Annotated in this window: 18 protein-coding genes; 11 read left to right on the top strand and 7 right to left on the bottom strand. The window is 43.4% G+C overall.

The features are described from left to right. On the top strand, positions 1 to 1,483 hold a 1,483-nt coding region (locus F6K63_RS05610), incomplete at its 5' end, for a calcium-binding protein (RefSeq protein WP_287311187.1). Positions 1,484 to 1,573: 90 nt separating this feature from the next. Here F6K63_RS05610 and rsmG read toward each other — a convergent pair. Together rsmG and F6K63_RS05600 are read right to left on the bottom strand one after the other, a co-directional pair. Continuing rightward, positions 1,574 to 2,320, bottom strand: coding sequence for a 16S rRNA (guanine(527)-N(7))-methyltransferase RsmG (gene rsmG, locus F6K63_RS05605; RefSeq protein ID WP_287311185.1), 747 nt, complete (start codon positions 2,318 to 2,320; stop codon positions 1,574 to 1,576). 246 nt (positions 2,321 to 2,566) lie between these two features. Next, the gene (locus F6K63_RS05600) at positions 2,567 to 3,208 is read right to left on the bottom strand and encodes an ABC transporter ATP-binding protein (RefSeq protein WP_287311183.1); all 642 of its coding nucleotides are present in this window, start codon (positions 3,206 to 3,208) and stop codon (positions 2,567 to 2,569) included. A gap of 533 nt (positions 3,209 to 3,741) precedes the next feature. Between F6K63_RS05600 and F6K63_RS05595 the strand changes: the two genes are divergently transcribed. The 8 genes from F6K63_RS05595 (at position 3,742) to F6K63_RS05560 (ending at position 10,052) form a co-directional block, all read left to right on the top strand. After that, the gene (locus F6K63_RS05595; protein WP_287311181.1) at positions 3,742 to 4,689 is read left to right on the top strand and encodes a Sll0314/Alr1548 family TPR repeat-containing protein; all 948 of its coding nucleotides are present in this window, start codon (positions 3,742 to 3,744) and stop codon (positions 4,687 to 4,689) included. 482 nt (positions 4,690 to 5,171) lie between these two features. Further along, entirely contained in the window at positions 5,172 to 5,498 is a 327-nt protein-coding gene (locus F6K63_RS05590) for a hypothetical protein (RefSeq protein ID WP_008179770.1), read from the top strand. 36 nt (positions 5,499 to 5,534) lie between these two features. Continuing rightward, the gene (locus F6K63_RS05585) at positions 5,535 to 6,077 is read left to right on the top strand and encodes a GIY-YIG nuclease family protein (RefSeq protein WP_008179772.1); all 543 of its coding nucleotides are present in this window, start codon (positions 5,535 to 5,537) and stop codon (positions 6,075 to 6,077) included. Beyond that, positions 6,074 to 7,231 carry a glutamine-hydrolyzing carbamoyl-phosphate synthase small subunit gene (gene carA / locus F6K63_RS05580; RefSeq protein ID WP_008179774.1) on the top strand — a complete coding sequence of 386 codons (1,158 nt, stop codon included), beginning with the start codon at positions 6,074 to 6,076 and terminating at the stop codon, positions 7,229 to 7,231. Before F6K63_RS05585 ends, carA begins: the two co-directional genes overlap by 4 nt. Positions 7,232 to 7,595: 364 nt before the next feature. Continuing rightward, positions 7,596 to 7,964 (top strand): STAS domain-containing protein, encoded by a 369-nt coding sequence (locus tag F6K63_RS05575; protein ID WP_044492280.1) that lies wholly within the window; start codon positions 7,596 to 7,598, stop codon positions 7,962 to 7,964. Positions 7,965 to 8,141: 177 nt separating this feature from the next. After that, positions 8,142 to 8,630, top strand: coding sequence for a Mini-ribonuclease 3 (locus tag F6K63_RS05570; RefSeq protein WP_008179779.1), 489 nt, complete (start codon positions 8,142 to 8,144; stop codon positions 8,628 to 8,630). A 14-nt stretch (positions 8,631 to 8,644) separates the two neighbouring features. Continuing rightward, positions 8,645 to 9,688 carry a 23S rRNA (guanosine(2251)-2'-O)-methyltransferase RlmB gene (rlmB, locus tag F6K63_RS05565; RefSeq protein ID WP_008179781.1) on the top strand — a complete coding sequence of 348 codons (1,044 nt, stop codon included), beginning with the start codon at positions 8,645 to 8,647 and terminating at the stop codon, positions 9,686 to 9,688. A gap of 79 nt (positions 9,689 to 9,767) precedes the next feature. Beyond that, positions 9,768 to 10,052: a DUF1816 domain-containing protein gene (locus tag F6K63_RS05560; protein ID WP_008179783.1), complete on the top strand. Its 285-nt coding sequence runs from the start codon at positions 9,768 to 9,770 to the stop codon at positions 10,050 to 10,052. A 39-nt stretch (positions 10,053 to 10,091) separates the two neighbouring features. Here the strand turns inward: F6K63_RS05560 and F6K63_RS05555 are convergent, their stop codons facing one another. Continuing rightward, entirely contained in the window at positions 10,092 to 10,658 is a 567-nt protein-coding gene (locus F6K63_RS05555) for a Uma2 family endonuclease (RefSeq protein ID WP_044492281.1), read from the bottom strand. A 266-nt stretch (positions 10,659 to 10,924) separates the two neighbouring features. On the opposite strand from F6K63_RS05555, the gene F6K63_RS05550 reads away from it, so the two are divergent. After that, positions 10,925 to 11,119 (top strand): hypothetical protein, encoded by a 195-nt coding sequence (locus F6K63_RS05550; RefSeq protein WP_008179787.1) that lies wholly within the window; start codon positions 10,925 to 10,927, stop codon positions 11,117 to 11,119. A gap of 16 nt (positions 11,120 to 11,135) precedes the next feature. Then, positions 11,136 to 11,426 (top strand): hypothetical protein, encoded by a 291-nt coding sequence (locus F6K63_RS05545; RefSeq protein WP_287311179.1) that lies wholly within the window; start codon positions 11,136 to 11,138, stop codon positions 11,424 to 11,426. Here F6K63_RS05545 and F6K63_RS05540 read toward each other — a convergent pair. The 4 genes from F6K63_RS05540 to F6K63_RS05525 form a co-directional block, all read right to left on the bottom strand. Next, positions 11,395 to 12,882 carry a hypothetical protein gene (locus tag F6K63_RS05540; RefSeq protein WP_287311177.1) on the bottom strand — a complete coding sequence of 496 codons (1,488 nt, stop codon included), beginning with the start codon at positions 12,880 to 12,882 and terminating at the stop codon, positions 11,395 to 11,397. The genes F6K63_RS05545 and F6K63_RS05540 overlap by 32 nt on opposite strands. Next, positions 12,882 to 13,238 carry a hypothetical protein gene (locus F6K63_RS05535; RefSeq protein WP_008179790.1) on the bottom strand — a complete coding sequence of 119 codons (357 nt, stop codon included), beginning with the start codon at positions 13,236 to 13,238 and terminating at the stop codon, positions 12,882 to 12,884. Before F6K63_RS05535 ends, F6K63_RS05540 begins: the two co-directional genes overlap by 1 nt. A gap of 11 nt (positions 13,239 to 13,249) precedes the next feature. Continuing rightward, positions 13,250 to 16,549, bottom strand: coding sequence for a CHAT domain-containing protein (locus tag F6K63_RS05530; protein ID WP_287311175.1), 3,300 nt, complete (start codon positions 16,547 to 16,549; stop codon positions 13,250 to 13,252). Between the two features lie 1,098 nt (positions 16,550 to 17,647). Then, a complete protein-coding gene (locus F6K63_RS05525) occupies positions 17,648 to 18,571 on the bottom strand; it encodes a DUF4351 domain-containing protein (protein WP_287311173.1) in 924 nt (307 codons plus the stop codon). Positions 18,572 to 18,764: the final 193 nt, after the last annotated feature.

Below are 18,764 nucleotides of genomic sequence, written 5' to 3'. Positions count from 1 at the left end.
GGAAGAAATCGAAGAGCTTGAGGAAGACCTGGAAGACCTTGAAGAAGACTTGGAAGACATCGAGGACGAAGCCGAGGAAACCGAGATCGAAGACCTGATCGAAGAAATCGAAGAGCTTGATGACGAAATCGAAGAGCTTGAGGAAGACCTCGAAGAGCTCAAGGATGCCCTAGACCTCGAAGATCAAGAAGCATCTGACCTCACCAACACACAAGATTTGGGTGACACAACACTGCCCAATTTCATTAGTGCAACCTTTAAGCCAGGAACCTCTATCGATAACCCCTACTTCCCTCTAAATCCAGGAACTGTCTACACCTATGAGCTAGAAAAGATCAATGACGAAACTGGAGAGGTAGAGCTGGAGCGAAATGAAACCTTTGTCACCTTTGACACCAAAACTATTCTCGGTGTCACCACTCAAGTTGTCAGAGATATTGAATATGTTAACAATGTTCTGGTTGAAGATACCTTCGACTGGTACGCCCAGGACACAGATGGTAATGTCTGGTATTTAGGTGAAATCGCAACCAACTTTGAGTACGATCAAGCCGGTAATCTAGTTGGCACCAATAATGATGGCTCTTGGGAAGCTGGTGTAAGTGGAGCTTTACCCGGTTTCATCATGGAAGCAAATCCTCAAGTTGGCGACAATTATTACCAGGAATTTTCCGTGGGAGTGGCTGAAGACGAAGCTGAAGTGATCAGTTTAGAAGAGTCCCTCTCAACTAATTTTGGCAACTTTGATAATGTTCTGCAAACCCTTGAATCGACAGCTCTAGAGCCGGACGTCCAGGAGTTCAAATACTATGCTCCAGGCATTGGTCTGGTATTGATCGAAGAACTTGATCAGGCAGGGGAACTAGAGGCTTCTCCTGAACTGGTTAGCATTGATGTTTTCGATAACATCATATTTGGCGAGGCTGGCAATGATCAGATCGAGGGGGATAGCGGTAACGACTATATTAATGGTGCAGATGGTAATGATACCATAGCAGGAGGTTTTGGTAATGACAAAATCTTTGGCAAAGACGGTAATGATGTGCTGCGGGGAGACCTCAATCGCTGCAGTGCCCAAACTGGTACTGCTGGTGGTAATGATTTCATTGATGGCGGTGCAGATAATGACCGTATCGGTGGTAAGGCAGGTGATGATACCCTCTTGGGGGGTACAGGCAATGACCAACTCTGGGGGAATGATGGGGATGACTTCTTACGTGGTGGTCTCGGCAATGACACCCTGACCGGAGATGACTTTTCCGGTGGTAACGGCATTGATACCTTTGTGATAGCTGTAGGTGAAGGGATCGATACCATTGTGGACTTTGAGAGTGGCATTGACTTGATTGGTCTGGGGGCTGACCTCACTTTCGGTCAGCTATCGTTCCAAGGCAGTGAGATCCGCTTTGGAGATGAGATCTTAGCTAGTCTCAACGGAGTAAATACTACTTCTCTGAGCGAGGCTAGCTTCGTCGTTGTTTGATTAGGCTGAGGGGGCAAGGGAGGATTCCTACTCCCTATTCCCTAACAGCCAGTACAAGGTACCTCACCGAATTGAGAACTGTTATATCTTCTAATTCAAAGGTTCTTGTGCTGGTAATCCTACAGCACGGGGAAACTTAGCTACCGTCGGTGATAATACTTTCAACAACAAACAATGACGAACACTATCACTCAAAGGCGTAGTAAATTTTTCAACTGATTCAATCTTTCCACCCAATTTTTTTACCGCTGGCTGTAAAGCTTCGGTTTCTTCATCTGTCCAATGACCACGATAGAGAATTGCCAAACCTCCCTGTTTTAGAAGTGGTAGAGCATATTCAGCACAAACAGAAGGGGCACTAACAGCACGAACTAGAGCAATATCGTAGGAGTGTCGATGCTGTTGCTTCTGTCCAATGGCTTCTGCTCTGCCAACTACGGTTTTAACATTATTAATTTCCAACTGGGGGATTAACGTTTCGAGAAAGGTAATTTTTTTGCGAGTGGAATCGAGTAAAGTAATAGCAGTATTAGGAAATGCGATCGCAACTGGTAATCCCGGAAATCCAGCCCCCGTTCCAATATCAATAATTCTCTGTCCTGGAGTTACAGATTGCCATATAGGAGCCAATCCTACCAAAGAATCCCACAGATGCTTTTCCCAAAAGTCCTCGGCAGCGGTAATCCGAGTTAAATTCAACTGACGATTGCCTGACAAAATCCCTTCATAGAGTTTCTGAAACAACTGTTGTTGTTCTGGTTCTGGCTGCCAATTTAGAGTTTCTTGCCAAACCTCTGTCATCTGTGGCAGCAATAAAATATTTTGGTCATTTGTCATTTTTTATAGCAATATAACTATAGTTTCGGACATACTATTTTAGTGTACAGGCAGCAGGGAGCAGGCAGCAGGGAGCAGGGAAAATAAAGATGTCATAAGCTTTGCTTCGACTGCTATAATTTTTAATTTCTAAATAGGGTACGTAAATGAATTGTGATAATTTTTTTGTCTTACTCCCTACTCCCTACTCCCTATTCCCTGTTCCCTATTCCCTGTTCCCTTTCCTAAAGTACTCAATACTCACCACTAAGCACTAGCTAGATCAACGGCTTTTAATTCCCCTTGCTTAAGAGTCCAGCAACGGTCAGCAATAGGCAGTAAATCCTTAGCATCGTGAGTCACCACTAGGAGTGTCCAATGGGTTTTGAGTTTTGCCAGCAGATTGACTAACTGTCTTCGCATAGACCAGTCTAATCCAGCTGTTGGTTCATCCAACATCAGAATATGGGGTTGACGAATCAGTTGTACTGCTAGAGCAAGGCGTCGCTGCTGACCACCACTCATAGCATGGGGTGAGGTATGCAAGGGAAAATCAGCCAGTCCCACTTCCCCCAAAGCATCATAAACCCTTTCTGACCCCAACTCTGGATGTCCCATCCGCAATTCTTCCAGGATAGTCTTACCACAGAAATGCCGTTCTGGAAACTGAAACACTAATCCTGCTAGTTGTGGTAGGTGGTCGTTTGTCAGTTCGGTTTCTCCCCAAAAGATTTTTCCTGCAGTGGGCTGAGCTAATCCTGCCAAAATTTCCAATAATGTGCTTTTACCAGAACCACTAACACCAATCACTAGTCCCAATTCTTGTGGTGCTAGCTCTAGATTCAGACCCTTCAAGATCGGGGTGGAGCTAGCTGGTGGATGATACGTTAAGTCTCTAAGATATAGCATTACGTTTTGCCCACTCCTTCCCCTCTTCCAAGACTCCGGAGGTTTCAAGATTTTATAAACATTACTATCCTAACCACTCAGCTATCAGCTATCAGCTATCAGCTATCAGCTATCAGCTATCAGCTATCAGCTATCAGCTATCAGCTATCAGCTATCAGCTATCAGCTATTAGCTATCAGCTATTAGCCTTTGGCCTTTGGGGCACGCTACGGGAATGGCCACGCTACGGGAATGGCTGACGGCTGACTGCTGACTGCTGTTCGCGTAGCGTGCGCGTAGCGCATATGCTTACTTAGGGAGTAGCCAAAAAATAAAATACCAGATTTTAGCTTGTAGGGTGGGCAAAAACATTTTGGTTCAAATGAGTCTTATAGATAAGATAACTTTGCCCACCCTACTTTAATTGGTATTTTTTTTACATGCAAGTCCCTTACTATCTTATGCCCCAACTTCCCGTACTATGGAACCTGGCATCAAGTGCAACGTCAGTACTGAGGTTAGTAGCATATATTTTTAATATTGCCAGAATGACGATGAACCAACGGTTTCGAGCACCACAACAGATAGTTAAAGCTTGTGTCAGCACAGCAGTTGTATTAATCGGTTTATGGGGAATGCCCACCTTGGCAGCTGACCCCTTTCGCGACAGTAATCCTCGGAACATTGATGACACTGTTCAAGATGCTTTTGACTTCTTCTTCAAGGATGGAAACTATAAACAGGCTGAAGCTTATCTAAAAAAATCGGAATCTAGGCAGTCTAAAGAACCCATGACCTATGCTATGCTATCATCCCTAGCTTACTTAGATCAAGATTGGGAAACCTTCAAGAGCTACGGAACCAAAACTCTGGATATGGCTAAGGAAATGATTCCTTCTGATCCCTTGCGGGGTAATCTCTACACAGCAGTCGGTTATTTTTTGGAAGGTGCTTACGATTTTGAAAAAGAAGGTCCCATCAGCGCCTTGACTAAATTACAGAAAGTTTTTGAATATCTCGATAAAGCCAAAGAAATTGATCCTAATGACCCAGAGCTAAACTTGATTACAGGCTACATGGATTTAATGTTAGCAGTCAATTTACCATTTTCTGACCCATCTCAAGCCATTGACAAGTTAGAAACCTATGCTTTCCCCTCTTATTTAGCCTATCGAGGCATTGCAGTAGGATATCGAGATTTAAAGCAATATTCTAAGGCAATAGACTATGTAGACCGGTCAATGGAAACAACACCAAGCAACCCAGATGTACTTTACCTTAAAGCACAAATTTTGCGGAAACTGGGGCAGGAGGAAGAAAGTTTAGATTTTTTTAACAAAGCTTTAGAAAAACAGACTCAACTGCCAAAACGCCACGCTGCCCAAATTACTTACGAGCAGTGCAAACTTGAAAATAAACTCACAGATGGGGATAGAAATTGCTCCAAGGAGCGGAATCGCATCCGGAAGCGGGGAACAGAAGTGGTTCAGAAGGATGACTAAGTTTACTGTTGAAGGTTTAAGGTTTAGAGGTTGAAGGTTGAAGGTTGAAGGTTGAAGGTTGACTAAGTTGAAGGTTGAAGGTTGAAGGTTGAAGGTTGAAGGTTGAACGCGATGGACGAAGTCCCGCTTTCAGCGAACCCGTGGCCTATTGGCCAAGGTTGTTCGCCTTTAGGGTTCGGTATAGGGTAGGTTGAAGGTTAACTAAGTTGAAGGTTGAACGCGATGGACGAAGTCCCGCTTTCAGCGAACCCGTGGCCTATTGGCCAAGGTTAAAAGTAAACTGTAAATAGTTAACTGCATTTTTTTCAAAAAAACAGTAGGGGCATTCGTTGTGGGTGCTCCTATGGCAATCCTATAGGATTAGTGAACAGTGACAGGTCTTACTCAGAACTCAGCAGTATATTTAAGGGAAGTCTTGTTCACGAGTGAATCTTGATCAGGTATAATCCCTGTGTTAAAGAATTCGGGATTGTCCTTGACTTATGGTTCGCCTCAAGATAATTAACAAGTTCGATAGCAGTTTTGTCCTAGCTCCAGAAGCCCGAGACCAGTTATTTGCTTTACTAACCGGGGAAAACTTCTTGGCTCAAGTAGCTGAAGCGGCTCAAGCTGAAAGGGTTGAGTTTACTGAATTACTGTTTAAACCAGTTCCCTACACCACTTCAACCCCTAAGGGAATGCCAGCGGAATATGAGCAGTATCAAGAATCTGATGATTATATCATCATTAATGTACCTCCTAACTTCATGTTCAAAGCCAAAATCTTTAATCCCAGTCGCCTGTGTGGGATTTATCGCAAATTTCAATAAAATTTAGTTTTTAATCTTATTTTTTAATCCCATCCCATGCTCACCTCTGATAATCAAATTCCATCTCTGAAGGATTTAGAATTTATTCCCTATCTGGATGAAACGGGAAATATACCAGAATTTTTACAAAAAAAGATTGGTGTATACGCAATTTTTGACCAAGATAAAACGCTGAAATTTGTGAATTATTCCCGAGATGTATATATCAGCATCAAACAACATTTAGTTCGTCAGCATCACTCCTGCTATTGGCTAAAAGTAGAAACGATTGAAAAACCTGACCGGAGTCGATTAGAAACGATTCGTAAGGCATGGATTGAAGATAATGGTGTGATCCCGGTGGGAAATGGAGAGCAGGAAAATCTGTGGATCCAGCCCATTGATGCTAAAGTGACAATGACTGAAGCAGAGCAATTAGACTATGAGCAAAGTGAGGAATTAGCAAAAATTAAGATTCTCAAGAAAATTGCTCGGAGAGTTGAAGCTAAAATTAAAGATGAGCTAGAATCCCGAGGGGTAAAGACTGAAATTCGCTTCAATCCTAAGCTTAAAGAAAAGGGTTTACTTGACATAAAATGACTATCTCAACGGCTCATCCAGCTCTGCTAGTTCTCGCTGATGGCACAACTTACCAAGGCTGGTCTTTCGGAGCGACTGGTACAACCATTGGTGAAGTAGTGTTTAACACTGCCATGACGGGTTATCAAGAGGTGGTGACAGACCCCAGCTACTGCGGTCAAATTGTGACCTTCACCTATCCAGAATTAGGCAATACTGGTGTTAACCCCTCCGATCAAGAATCTGCTCATCCTCAAATCCGAGGGGCAATTGCCCGTAACATCTGCTACCGGCCCAGTAACTGGCGCTCTACCCAGTCCTTGCCCGATTATCTTGCGGAACACAACATCCCAGGAATTTACGGCATAGATACAAGGGCATTAACCCGCAAAATACGCTCCATTGGTGCGATAAACGGTGCCATTTCCACAGAAATCCTTGACTCCGCTGAATTATTGTCCGAAGTGCAAGGGGCTCCGAGTATGGCAGGATTAAATCTAGTTAAAGAAGTGAGCACTCACAAGGTTTACCAATGGTCTGATCCTACGGAAGCCAATTGGGAGTTCGGTCCTGGGGTTGATGGAGTGGAAAAGGACAAGCCTTTGACAGTTGTTGCGATCGATTTTGGGATTAAACGTAATATTCTCAAGCGTCTAGCGAGCTACAATTGTCGGGTAATTGTCGTCCCTGCTAATACACCGCCAGAAGAAATTGCTAAGTATAATCCCGATGGGATATTTCTGTCCAATGGACCAGGGGATCCGGCGGTAGTACTCGAAGGCATCTCAACCACCAAAGCCTTATTGGAGCGTCAGCAACCTATTTTTGGCATCTGCATGGGACATCAGATTCTTGGTCTTGCCCTAGGAGCCCAGACCTTTAAACTTAAATTTGGTCACCGAGGTTTGAATCACCCAGCCGGTTTGCAGCAAATGGTGGAAATTACTAGCCAAAACCATGGTTTTGCTATTGATCCCGATACCTTAGGCACGGAGGTGGAAGTTACTCACCTAAATCTCAATGACCGCACTGTGGCAGGGTTGCGTCACAAATCCTTACCGTTCTTCTCAGTACAGTATCACCCAGAGGCTAGTCCTGGTCCTCACGATGCTGACTATTTATTTCAGCAGTTTGTCGAGCTGATGCGTTCGCGTAGCGGCGACCCAGGAGCATAGCGCCCAATAGTCAATGCCAAACCCCAACTGTAGGGTGAGCGGGTGTGGGGCTATAGAATAACCCCTGCATTGCCAGCAAACCAAGAAATCTGCTTCAGTTATAATTAATCGGTTACAATTGCGGCTGGCTTAATTTTACCCTACCGCTACACCCGGTTACCCTACCCCCATTACTCTGATACTGTTGTATAATCTAATATTGACGTTGTTTTAGCCCCTTGAGGTGCTAACCAACAAAAAAAGGTATGGTGATAGGGCGCGTGTATCAACGGTAGCCAAGTCATCAATCTACTGTCACAGTAGTCAACTTGACAGTAGAAGTATTAAATTATTGATATTTATCAGCTATATCTAGGAGGGTGTTATTCCTGAACAACTAACCCTTACAGTCAGTTTAAGGGGCACTCGCCAAGTCGAGTCAAATTATCAAATTTTCCGCCTTACTGGATTGCTAGATGCCTTTTCGGAATCTACTCTCCGTAACGTTATTGGCAAATGTATTGATGAAGGTCCAGCGCATATTATTCTGGACTTATCTAAAATTGATTTTGTCGATAGCTCTGGTTTGGGTGCTTTGGTGCAGCTAGTAAAGAAAGCTCAAACTGCTAAAGGAAGTCTACAAGTCGTGACCAATCCCCGGGTGACTCAAACTGTGAAACTAGTGCGCCTAGAAAAATTTCTCTCCCTGCAAGATTCTCTGGCGGTAGCTGAGGAGAACGTCAAGGGTAAATGACAAAATCGTTGGTGATGGCGGGGACAAAACCCGCCATCACTTTCTCAGCAGTGGGGAATCGGTGAGAGTTGAGTGTGATTAACTTGCCTTTTAGTCAATGTATTGAATACTCGAAGCAGAAATTGTGGAAGGATGTCAAATTTGCTCTAATAAACAAAAGACCGTGATACCCCAAAGATGGCTCAAACAGATGCACAATTAGACCCCTTGGAAGAGGATAGCCATGGCGGTGGAACTGACTCTATAGTATTGTGGACAGAGTTTCGATTTAGGCAATTCATGGCGAAAGTTGATCAAATTGCCAAAATTCAACAGATTTCCCCAGCATCCTTGGCATATATAGGAGATGCTGTTTATGAACTTTACATCCGAACCCACTATCTGCTACCACCGAGGCGAATCTGTGACTATCATAACCAGGTAGTGGCTCATGTGAGAGCAGAAAGCCAAGCTAAGATTTTGCGATCGCTTGAACCTTACCTAACTGCTTCTGAAAAAGACGTTTTACGGCGCGGACGGAATGCTGCCACAAAGACCCCCCGGCGTCTCAATCGAGAAATCTATCAACAAGCTAGTAGCTTAGAAACCTTACTGGGATACCTCTACCTTACTGATACTCAACGGTTGACCCAGTTATTGGCTCATCTAAAACTCGACAGCCCATAAACCCTTATTCTATTATGGCTAATCAAAACCCCTCCTCTGATTCCTCCTCTGATGCTTCTGGCCAGATCAAGTTAGGGAAGTCCTCTGATCGGCAAGGTGAGAATAAAAAATTATCTCCTTCGACCCCAGGCAATTCTCAAAAGAACGGGAAACCCCCTCGAAAGAACTACCACTCTAGAAAGCCACGGGCAAAACATTCCCATCACTCCGAGGAAACTCAGCCGAAGCAGCATGGGTACCCTAAGTCAAAACTTGTAAGTAGCACAGAAGAAGAGAGTGACTTAATCTACGGGCGTCATTCAGTTATAGCAGCTCTCCAAAACCAGCACCAGCTAAACCGAGTTTGGATTATTTCCCAGCTGCGTTACGATCCTCGCTTTCACTCCTTACTGGTTCAAGCCAAGGCCAACGGTACAGTAATTGATGAAGTAGCACCAAAACGCCTGAGCCAAATTACTAAAGGTGGTAACCATCAGGGTGTGGCAGCTCAAATAGCATCTTACAACTACATAGATTTAAATGACTTAATTGACAAAGCAAAATGGGCAACTGAGCAGCCAGTTTTATTGGCTTGTGATGGCATTAATGATCCTCAAAATTTAGGGGCGATTATTCGTACGGCAGAAGCTCTAGGGGCTCAAGGCTTAGTAATACCCCAACGTCGAGCTGTTGGTGTCACCTCAACTGTGAGGAAAGTGGCAGCAGGAGCTCTAGAAACCTTTCCTATTGCCAGAGTTGTCAATCTCAGTAATGCCCTAGAGCAGTTGAAAACTGCGGGCTTTTGGATTTACGGAACTGCTGCTGGCACTGGTAAACTTTTACACAAAGTTGATTTGACTGGTTCAGTAGTATTAGTAATAGGTTCAGAGGGGAATGGTTTAAGCCTAAGGTCACAAAGCTGCTGTGACATGTTAATTTCAATTCCATTACAGGGTAAGACCCCTAGCCTCAATGCCTCAGCAGCAACTGCTATGGTGTTATATGAAACCTATCGGCAGCGTTGGTCAGATTTACTGTATATCGATAGTACTTCCAATGAACAGATTGTAAAACAATAAAACTAAAGTAAATGGAGGATAAAAAGGTTTAAAAGCCGATTAAATTAACAGAGATTATCCTTGAAACTAGGTAGATTTCATGAAAGAAGCCTTAATCAAAATCTTCGACGTCTTAGGGTTAGCGTTTTGGGTGGAAATCATCACCGAAACCCCCAAGTGTACCTACTACTTTGGACCCTTTGTTAACCAGCAGGAGGCTCAGGCTGCCAAATATGGATACATTGAAGACTTAGAAGATGAAGGAGCTCAAGGCATTATAGTAACTCTCAAACGCTGCAAACCCACTAGACTAACAATTTTTGATGAGTTGCCAGAACAAACTGAGCTAGACGATTTGTCTAGCTTGAGTAAGCCGATTGTTTGAGAAAGGATGATTCCGCAGTTACTAACCTACTGAGGTCATTTAAAGCGGCAAAGCTAACTCAAAGTTAGGCAGAATAGTTTCCCCTGACAAAGTAACAGGAAATTTAGCAGTTTCAACAGCTTGATTGGGACGATATATTTCAACCTCTTTGCTCTGGGGGTTAATTAACCAGCCTAAACATAAACCACTGTTCAAATATTCTTGCATCTTTTCCTGTAGAGGCTTGAGGGAATCAGTGCGAGACCGTAGTTCAATTACAAAGTCCGGACAAATGGGGGGAAATCCCTCCTGTTGTTCAGGGGTTAAACTTTCCCAACGGTCTAGCCTGATCCAAGCAGCATCAGGGGATCGATCTCCTCCATTGGGTAAGCGAAAAATAGTTGAGGAGCTAAACACTTGACCTAGTTTGGTTTGATTATTCCATAACCACAACAGACTGATTAGACTTGCTTCTCGATTTCCGCTACATCCGCCTACAGGTGGCATGATGATTAGCTCTCCTTTGGCATTACGCTCAAGTTGTAGATTTTGATTCGCCTGACATAGATTGTGGAATTGTTGATCGCTTAGGTTGACTCTCTCTAGGTTAAGAACAACAGGCTGCATCATGACTGTCTCCTTAGTGGAATGATTAATATCAAGTCAGGTTGAATACCCATAATTACAGGGAGGCTGGGAAGTGTGGGGAGATGGGGAGATCTCATAAGGGTAGGTTTTTTACAAAGACCTCAGGTGTGGGGCGTGGGGTGTAGGGTGTGGGGTGTGGGGGTTCCAAGTATAGTTAGCATGTGATGGAAATTTGGTATACAATTACGTGGAGTTTTTAGCAAGCAAAAATACTTAGTATAAAGATGTTAACTTCTTCCGATCATATGACAGATTTATCCAATGCCCACTGGCAGAGCAATTCCCGTTCTGTTGTCACTGCTGACCCCCAGGTGAAGAAATTGATGACATCAGTTTATGGGGTTGACCAGCAAGTAAAGTACCTTCACTTACAGGCAGAAGTTGAATCCCTCTGGCAGCAGCAGCAATTACTCAAGCAACAACGGTTGGTTTTGAGTTGAACAAACTTCGCGGCATTTGCCCACCAGATCTAAAAGTAGGGTGGGCAAAGTTAATGGCTCTATAATTCTCACAAGAACCAAACGGTTTTTGCCCACCAGATCTAAAAGTAGGGTGGGCAAAGTTAATGGCTCTATAATTCTCACAAGAACCAAACGGTTTTTGCCCACCCTACAAGCTAAAAACTTTCTGTTTATTGAGCAAGAAAAACTCCCTATTCCCTATTCCCTATTCCCTGCTCCCTGCTCCCTGCTCCCTATTCCCTGCTCCCTGCTCCCTATTCCCTGTTCCCTCCTCCCCGATGCATAATTCGACCCAAAATTAAAGCAGTGACCGCACCAAATCCAACACCAACCAAAACATGAAATAGCACAAACCAGAAAGTGTAAGTCAAGCAAGGCTGGAGTTCAGCTCTAGGACATTTTTCTATCAATACATTCGGGTTTAGTTTGATCAAGATCGCTTCTAGAGGTTTAGCATCGGTTTGGGAAGAAATACCACTGACCCCTAAACCAATACCGACCGAGGCAATCCAACGTTCTAAACTTTTTTCTCGGGCTTGATCAGCCTTCTCCTTATCTCTTAAGGCTTTTTCCAAAGCGCGATCCCTTTCTGCCTGGTCAATTTCTACAATGCCTCGGATACTACCAAGCATCTGGTCAAATAGTTGCTGACCCGGTTTGAGATAATTGAGGTTGGTTTGAATCTGATTTTGAAACTGCTTGGTTCTTTGATGGAGGAAGTCTTCTAAAAACTCGATATTATCGTCTTCGAGACTATATTCACTGATTTTTTTCAGCCATGTGTCATAGTTGCTGGCATTGGTAGCGATCGCAGTTTTGTGATCCTCCATGTCTCGCAGATAACCAGCATAGTCAAAGGTCTTTAGTGGCATCTCAGTCAGTTTCTGCTTCAGTTGCTCTAGCCTTGTTTCTGGATCCCTTGGCAATTCCTTGAAGCCTTTAACCTCTTCTTCGAGTTGCCCATAGAGTCCTCTAGTTTGGCGATAACACCAACGGGCTTGATCATAAGCAAACAGGATTTTACTGCGACAGCACAATAGATTGAACAATGACAAAGACGTCTTTTCAACCAGGTTTAAGGTTTCTGGGTGACGGTTTAACCAGACCAGAAGGTGACATTGCTCCGTTGGTTTCTCTTTACCGTTGTCATAGGCAAAAATTGGGCTACCAAATAAGTGCCCAGATGCGCTAAGTTCGGGTTTTTGGTCGGTTCCCTGGAAAAAAGCATCCACACAGGCATCGGCTAACTTTCTATCCTCCTCGGGAGTGCCCACTGGTTCCCCATAGAGCACTAAGGTTTGTCCCAAAGAAGGTTGAATATTGCTGGCTAGGAGGCACCCTTGGGGATTTAACCGACTAAATTGACTGGCTGGAACGGTGACATTTTGGTAATACAGAGTTAGGTCAAGGGCATAGGTGTCATGAATTTTAACCGGATAGACCTCTACTGTTAGAGCAGAGCCTTCTATTTGCAGTGGTGCAGTATAGGTTAAGCGACCATGATCAGGTAATAGTTCTAGGTAACGGCTTGCGATCGCGGTTTGGCTGGGAGGGGATGGTATTTTTTCAGGTAAAGATTTCAGGTCTGGGATAGCTAGGGGTTCGCTGAGCTGAGCACAGTGTTGCCACAACTGATCCGCATCCTGTCGGAACTTTCCCGGTTCTTGACTTAAGTCTTGGCACAGATGGAAGGCATAAAGGGTGACGCTGGGGTTTTTGATTCGCAAGGCGCTGTCAGTCATCAGCCTTTGGGAGTGTTGGGTTTTTCGGTTTCTTCCGTAGAACTCTTGCGGAGGGCATTGAGTAGTTCTTCTTTCACGTTCTTTTCATAGTCAGCTTTGGCTTCAGGAGTGGCGACAGTGCCTCCAATTCCTTTTTCACGAATTGGTTGACTACCCACTAAAACATTTAGAGCATCGTCAATAACTGGATTAGATTTACACCAGTTCTCAATCTTATCTAATAGTCCCTCCACATCATGATTAGATAGCGGAGTAATTATCGCTTCCAGTTCATTACGATCCTGTTCAGAAAAAATATCTGGTTGGCTGTTGATTAGCTTGATAAAATTTCCTATTTCTTGAATCTCAGGTTTCATAGTTTTAACTCCTATTGACCAATTGCACAAAATGCTGCCCAATGGTAAGGTTTTTCAAAAGGCTTATCGCTGGGTCTTAGATACTTAAAATCATCATTCTTCAAAAGGGGAGCACTCAAACGCCGCTTTTGATAACTCTTTATAGATAAGCTTTCAATCCAGAGTAATAAATTTTCCTTTGTTACATCCCGCAGCCAGAGTTGGGCTTGGTTAAGAGCAACTGCTAAGGACATTTGGGAGTTTAGCAAATTATCATAAAATTTAATCATTAACAATGCTGTCGATAAATCGTTTACCTTCCACAAGCTACTAACCACTGCTGGACTCCCCGCCACTAGGAAACCACTGGGTAACCCAATGTATTCATCGCTGATGTTGGTGTAATCAATCAATCCTGTTTCACAAGCAGAAAGGGTGACCAGGCGACATTGTTTTAATTGTAGGTCAAAGACTTGATCGATAGTCAGACATTTCTCTAGGTCAAATACTTCCTCCTCACTTATCCGTAAATAGCGCTCCGAATTGGGTTCAGCAGAGGTCGATTTATGGGCATTGGCCAGAATTAGAGCGGATTTTCGTGGTTCTTGGTAATTAAAGTAACCGTGACAGCTAAAATGTAAACAGTGGTAACTGTTGAAAGCTTTGCTATCTATAGCAGCTTTGGTAGCAGCGTTTTCCACAAGAATTTCTGTATCTGGTGGGGGATTGAAGTAGCCTTTAACTACGTCTACTTCGATAGGAGTGTAATGTAAATTATCAGCGGAATTTTGAACTGCAAACAGGTGGGTAAACTCTTCTGGGCGTTTTCTGGTTTGAACAAGTTGCAGTAGTTGACAGCTAGGGGCGTAACTTACCCCTGCTGGAAAGCGATCCATCAGAATTTTAGGGTTACCTTCTCCCTGCTTACTGGTAATCGGTAAGGCATGAAGGGGGAATAAATGTAAAAACCGATGGGGGATTAAAATTAAGCGATCGCATTTTTCGGGAATTTGCTGAATTATGTGATCAATGGATAGAATATCAGCCAACTCATGTAGGCGGTTACTCAGGTCATTTGGGAGCATCCCATTTTTGCGCATAACACTTTCAATTATGCTTTGAAACCCTAGTCTTCTCGTTACTTTGAGGCATGGATTTGCTAAATTGGCATGCTCCCGGTCATTTTGCCAATTATAATTATCTTTATTGATTCTATAAGCTTTGTAATCTCGTAAATACTTATTTGTCCAATTTACCAGTTTTTTGAAGTCTTGTGGTTCAGATTGCCAAACTATAGGTTTTTGAGTTTGACCGCTAAAGATGAAGGTGAGCAGCTTATCCCCTGTAATGTAAAACTCTACAATAGCAGTGTTGTGATCCAGCTTCTGCTGAAATTGCTCAAACTTAAACCTAGAACCGATAGGTAAATTGTGGTCTTGTAAATCATTGCGCTGCTGTCGCAACTGTTGGATATGTTGTGCTAGGACTTTTGGATTGTCAGCTTTACCCTGTTGGATTTGCTCCTGACCTGCCGCTATTTCATCTCTGTATTGTTGTAGTTGAGTAGCAACATCTACAGGAAAAATAGTTTTCAGGTCACGGCTGAGAATCTTTTCCACTAAATTGCGGGTTTTGCTCCGTTCCACATAGTCAATGGCTGCGGTGATATTAGTTAAGTCTAGGCAAGTTTCTACCATGCCTCGGTAGCTTCGGTTGTTCTTTTCAGCTAGTTTAGTCTTGTATTCTTCTTCTCCAGAACCAGAAATAATTTCATCTCGCAGGAATTCTACGGTTTTAATGGCAGCATCAAAAGCCTTGTAAGCTTCCCGGAAATTTTGAGCATCTCGGTAAGCGAAACCAAGGTTATGGTTAGTATGTAGATATTCTTGGGGAAAAGCCTCAAATTTTCTGACTCTTAGAGCCTGTTGGGAACAAGCGATCGCTTGTTCTATATTCTGTGCTTTCTCCCCTTTTATTCGCTTACCGTAAGCAGCACCGAGATTAGTTTGTGTCCTTGCCCACTCAATCGGAAAAGCCTCAAATGTTGTGACTCTAAGAGCCTGTTGGTAACAAGCGATGGCATTTTCTATATTCTCTGCTTTCTCCTCTTTTATTCGTTGATAGTAAGCAACACCGAGATTATTTTGTGTGATTGCCCAATCATAAGGAAAAGCGTCAAAGGTATAAACTCTTAGAGCTTCTTGGCAACAAGCGATCGCTTCTTCTATATTCTGTGCTTTATCACCTTTGATGCGGTCAGAGTAAGCATTACCGAGATTATTTTGTGTCGATGCCCAATCATAAGGAAAAGCCTCAAAGGTTCTGACTCTTAGAGCCTGTTGGTAACAAGCGATCGCTTCTTCTATATTCTGTGCTTTATCACCTTTTATTCGGTCAGAGTAAGCAGAACCGAGATTATTTTGTGTCAATGCCCAATCATAAGGAAATTCCTCAAAGGTTCTAACTCTTAGAGCTTCTTGGTGACAAGCGATGGCCTCTTCTATATTCTGTGCTTTATCACCTTTTATTCGGTCATAGTAAGCAATACCGAGATTATTTTGTGTCAATGCCCAATCATAAGGAAAAGCCTCAAAGGTATGAACTATTAGAGCTTCTTGGTAACAAGCGATGGCCTCTTCTATATTCTGTGCTTTATCACCTTTTATTCGGTCAGAGTAAGCATTACCGAAATTATTTTGTGTCACTGCCCAATCATAAGGAAAAGCCTCAAAGGTTCTGACTCTAAGAGCCTGTTGGTAACAAGCGATCGCTTCTTCTATATTCTGTGCTTTATCACCTTTGATGCGGTCATAGTAAGCATTACCGAGATTATTTTGTGTTTGTGCCCAATCATAAGGAAATGCCTCAAAGGTTCTGACTCTAAGAGCCTGTTGGTAACAAGCTATGGCTTCTTCACTATTCTGTGCTTTCTGACCTTTTATTCTGTCAGAGTAAGCAATACCGAGATTGTTTTGAGTCTGTGCCCATTCAACAGGAAAATCTTCACGGGTGTAAACAGTTAGGGCGACTTCATAGCCAGTGATGGCAATTTCGATATTGCTGGCTTTGTCACCCAAAGGTAATTTTGCTACTATTTTGCTAAATTCAACAATATCTGCGCTTAGGGATTTGGCTTGATCTGGTTTCGCTTCGGCCAGCTTACTTGTTGCCGAATCCCGCAATTTATCTGCTAAGGTCTGATTAAGTTTGTCGATATTTGCTGCCAGTAATTTCTCAACTACCTGCTGATCACCATTACTGTCTGCAATTGCTTGTAGCACCTCTAAGAGAAAGTCTACTTGGCCATCAGATGTATTGTCAGCCATTGCCATCAACTGCTCTACAATAGTTATTCAAAAAATAGACTTATTTAAAGCACCCTGGATTTATCAATCTTCATATAAAACCTCATAGATTATAGCATTTCTAAGAAGTCAGAAGTCAGAAGTCTGAAGTCAGAAGTAGAGTGGGCATCCTGCCCGCAGCTCTATTCCATCTCAGTAGAGTGGGCATCCTGCCCGCAGCTCTATTCCATCTCAGTAGAGTGGGCATCCTGCCCGCAGCTCTATTCCATCTCAGTAGAGTCGGCATCCTGCCCGCCCGTGTGATCAATATCAGTAGAGTGGGCATCCTGCCCGCCCGTCTATTCCATCTCAGTAGAGTGGGCATCCTGCCCGCAGCTCTATTCCATCTCAGTAGAGTCGGCATCCTGCCCGCCCGTCTATTCAATATCAGTAGAGTGGGCATCCTGCCCGCAGCTCTATTCAATATCAGTAGAGTCGGCATCCTGCCCGCCCGTCTATTCCATCTCAGTAGAGTGGGCATCCTGCCCGCAGCTCTATTCCATCTCAGTAGAGTCGGCATCCTGCCCGCAGCTCTATTCCATCTCAGTAGGGAGCAGGGAAGAGGTTTGTTCACGAGGCTCTGAGGCTCAACCACGAGACTCAAATACTCAACGTTGAGACTCTCAGACTCGTCCACGATATTCAAATACTCGACCACGATATTCAAATACTCAACCACGAGACTCTGAGACTCGTCCACGATATTCAAATACTCGACCACGAGACTCAAATACTCAACGTTGAGACTCTGATATTCGTTCACGAGGCTCTGAGACTCAACCACGGTATTCAAATACTCACGGTCGAAGTTCAGATACTCGTCCACAAGGTCGAGATACTCAAGGTTTATATTCAAATACTCAAGGGAGAGGTTCAGAAGCCACTCGATCAGGTCTTGATAGCATGGCTTTTGAATGCAACACCTAACCGGATGTTACTTATTTGTTATAGCACTACCCATTAAAGTTAAGACATTGATACAAGCTGAAAAAGGTGCGACCCGTAGCGAATTAAATTCTTAATGGTAAGAGCGCACCTATTTTTTAGTAAACTTTTGCCTCTTGCCTCTTGCCCTTGCGCGTAGCGCTATAACTGGTTCAACCAATTGGTCAAATCCACTTCGGTTTCAAAATCTAACAACGCTTCTCCTAAATCTTCCAACTGCTGAAAGGATAATTCCTCAATTTTATTTTGTAATTGGGGATTGATTTCACCTAGGCGACGGCTAATTTGACGCTTAATTAAATTAAGCTCATTGCGCTTTCCTTGTTCTAATCCCTGTCCTAATCCTTGCTCTAATCCTTGCTCTAATCCTTGTTTTAATCCTTGTTTTAATCCCTGTTCTAATCCCTGTTCTAATCCCTGTTCTAATCCTTGGCGAATAATTCGTTGATAAACGACTGACTCTTGCATCATATCCTCCCGAAAATAAGCTTGAATTAACTGCTCATCAAATTTCACCCCAGCCAACAGTTGCACGCAAGCAGATAAATTACGCTGCTGTTGTCTATCTTCAATCATATCGATTCTGGCTGCTACTTGGGATAGCAGGTTTTCTGGCACTTCCGCTTGTGCTAATACTGCCAAGGGTAGTAACCCCGGTGTTGTTAGTAACGGTTGTGGATCACATTCCCAAATCCGAATCACCCGGTAGCGGAAGGATAGGTTCCTCTCGGTAAATTGATTCACAAATACTCCGGCTAATCGGGTTGGTTTGAGAAAAATTATTACCTGTTCAATATCACAGCGATACTGACGATATAACCTTACCCAATAATCCAGCATCCGCAGGGGTAACGGAGGTTCAGATTGGGGTAAGGTTTGAAATTCAAGATGCAAGATAGCATCAGCAACTCGCACAAAAAACAAGGCATCTGCCCGAATTGGTTCTGTGCTTAATTCGGTGTTTAGAATTTCGATATCCTCTGCTGGTTCTTGGTTAAACAACCAACGGGTAAAGGCTTGAGGATATTGTTCAACTAAATATTTTAGGGTACTGTCGTAAGTCATTAGACATCTGAAGGAACTAAGTAAATTCTGGTGAACTAATCGAAAAGAGGGTTAAGAGCCACAAATTCGACGACTCGAACCTATCCCAAATCATCTTCAATAAAGCCATGGGAAGGTCTGTCGGAAATATTGGCCACTTAACTAACTCTTGAAATTCCCAGTAAACCCCGACAATCATTAACGGTAGCTCGGG

The organism is Moorena sp. SIO1G6, from assembly GCF_010672795.1.
Lineage (GTDB): Bacteria > Cyanobacteriota > Cyanobacteriia > Cyanobacteriales > Coleofasciculaceae > Moorena > Moorena producens.
Note: the sequence above shows the minus strand (reverse complement) of the source record. Positions and strands in the feature narration are given on the sequence as shown.

What these genes read in the sequence shown, in the direction of transcription:
- rsmG (WP_287311185.1), bottom strand. Translation starts at nt 2,320, where the DNA reads ATGACAAATGACCAAAATATTTTATTGCTGCCACAGATGACAGAGGTT.
- F6K63_RS05600 (WP_287311183.1), bottom strand. Translation starts at nt 3,208, where the DNA reads ATGCTATATCTTAGAGACTTAACGTATCATCCACCAGCTAGCTCCACC.
- F6K63_RS05595 (WP_287311181.1), top strand. Translation starts at nt 3,742, where the DNA reads ATGAACCAACGGTTTCGAGCACCACAACAGATAGTTAAAGCTTGTGTC.
- F6K63_RS05590 (WP_008179770.1), top strand. Translation starts at nt 5,172, where the DNA reads ATGGTTCGCCTCAAGATAATTAACAAGTTCGATAGCAGTTTTGTCCTA.
- F6K63_RS05585 (WP_008179772.1), top strand. Translation starts at nt 5,535, where the DNA reads ATGCTCACCTCTGATAATCAAATTCCATCTCTGAAGGATTTAGAATTT.
- carA (WP_008179774.1), top strand. Translation starts at nt 6,074, where the DNA reads ATGACTATCTCAACGGCTCATCCAGCTCTGCTAGTTCTCGCTGATGGC.
- F6K63_RS05570 (WP_008179779.1), top strand. Translation starts at nt 8,142, where the DNA reads ATGGCTCAAACAGATGCACAATTAGACCCCTTGGAAGAGGATAGCCAT.
- rlmB (WP_008179781.1), top strand. Translation starts at nt 8,645, where the DNA reads ATGGCTAATCAAAACCCCTCCTCTGATTCCTCCTCTGATGCTTCTGGC.
- F6K63_RS05560 (WP_008179783.1), top strand. Translation starts at nt 9,768, where the DNA reads ATGAAAGAAGCCTTAATCAAAATCTTCGACGTCTTAGGGTTAGCGTTT.
- F6K63_RS05555 (WP_044492281.1), bottom strand. Translation starts at nt 10,658, where the DNA reads ATGCAGCCTGTTGTTCTTAACCTAGAGAGAGTCAACCTAAGCGATCAA.
- F6K63_RS05550 (WP_008179787.1), top strand. Translation starts at nt 10,925, where the DNA reads ATGACAGATTTATCCAATGCCCACTGGCAGAGCAATTCCCGTTCTGTT.
- F6K63_RS05540 (WP_287311177.1), bottom strand. Translation starts at nt 12,882, where the DNA reads ATGACTGACAGCGCCTTGCGAATCAAAAACCCCAGCGTCACCCTTTAT.
- F6K63_RS05535 (WP_008179790.1), bottom strand. Translation starts at nt 13,238, where the DNA reads ATGAAACCTGAGATTCAAGAAATAGGAAATTTTATCAAGCTAATCAAC.
- F6K63_RS05530 (WP_287311175.1), bottom strand. Translation starts at nt 16,549, where the DNA reads ATGGCAATGGCTGACAATACATCTGATGGCCAAGTAGACTTTCTCTTA.
- F6K63_RS05525 (WP_287311173.1), bottom strand. Translation starts at nt 18,571, where the DNA reads ATGACTTACGACAGTACCCTAAAATATTTAGTTGAACAATATCCTCAA.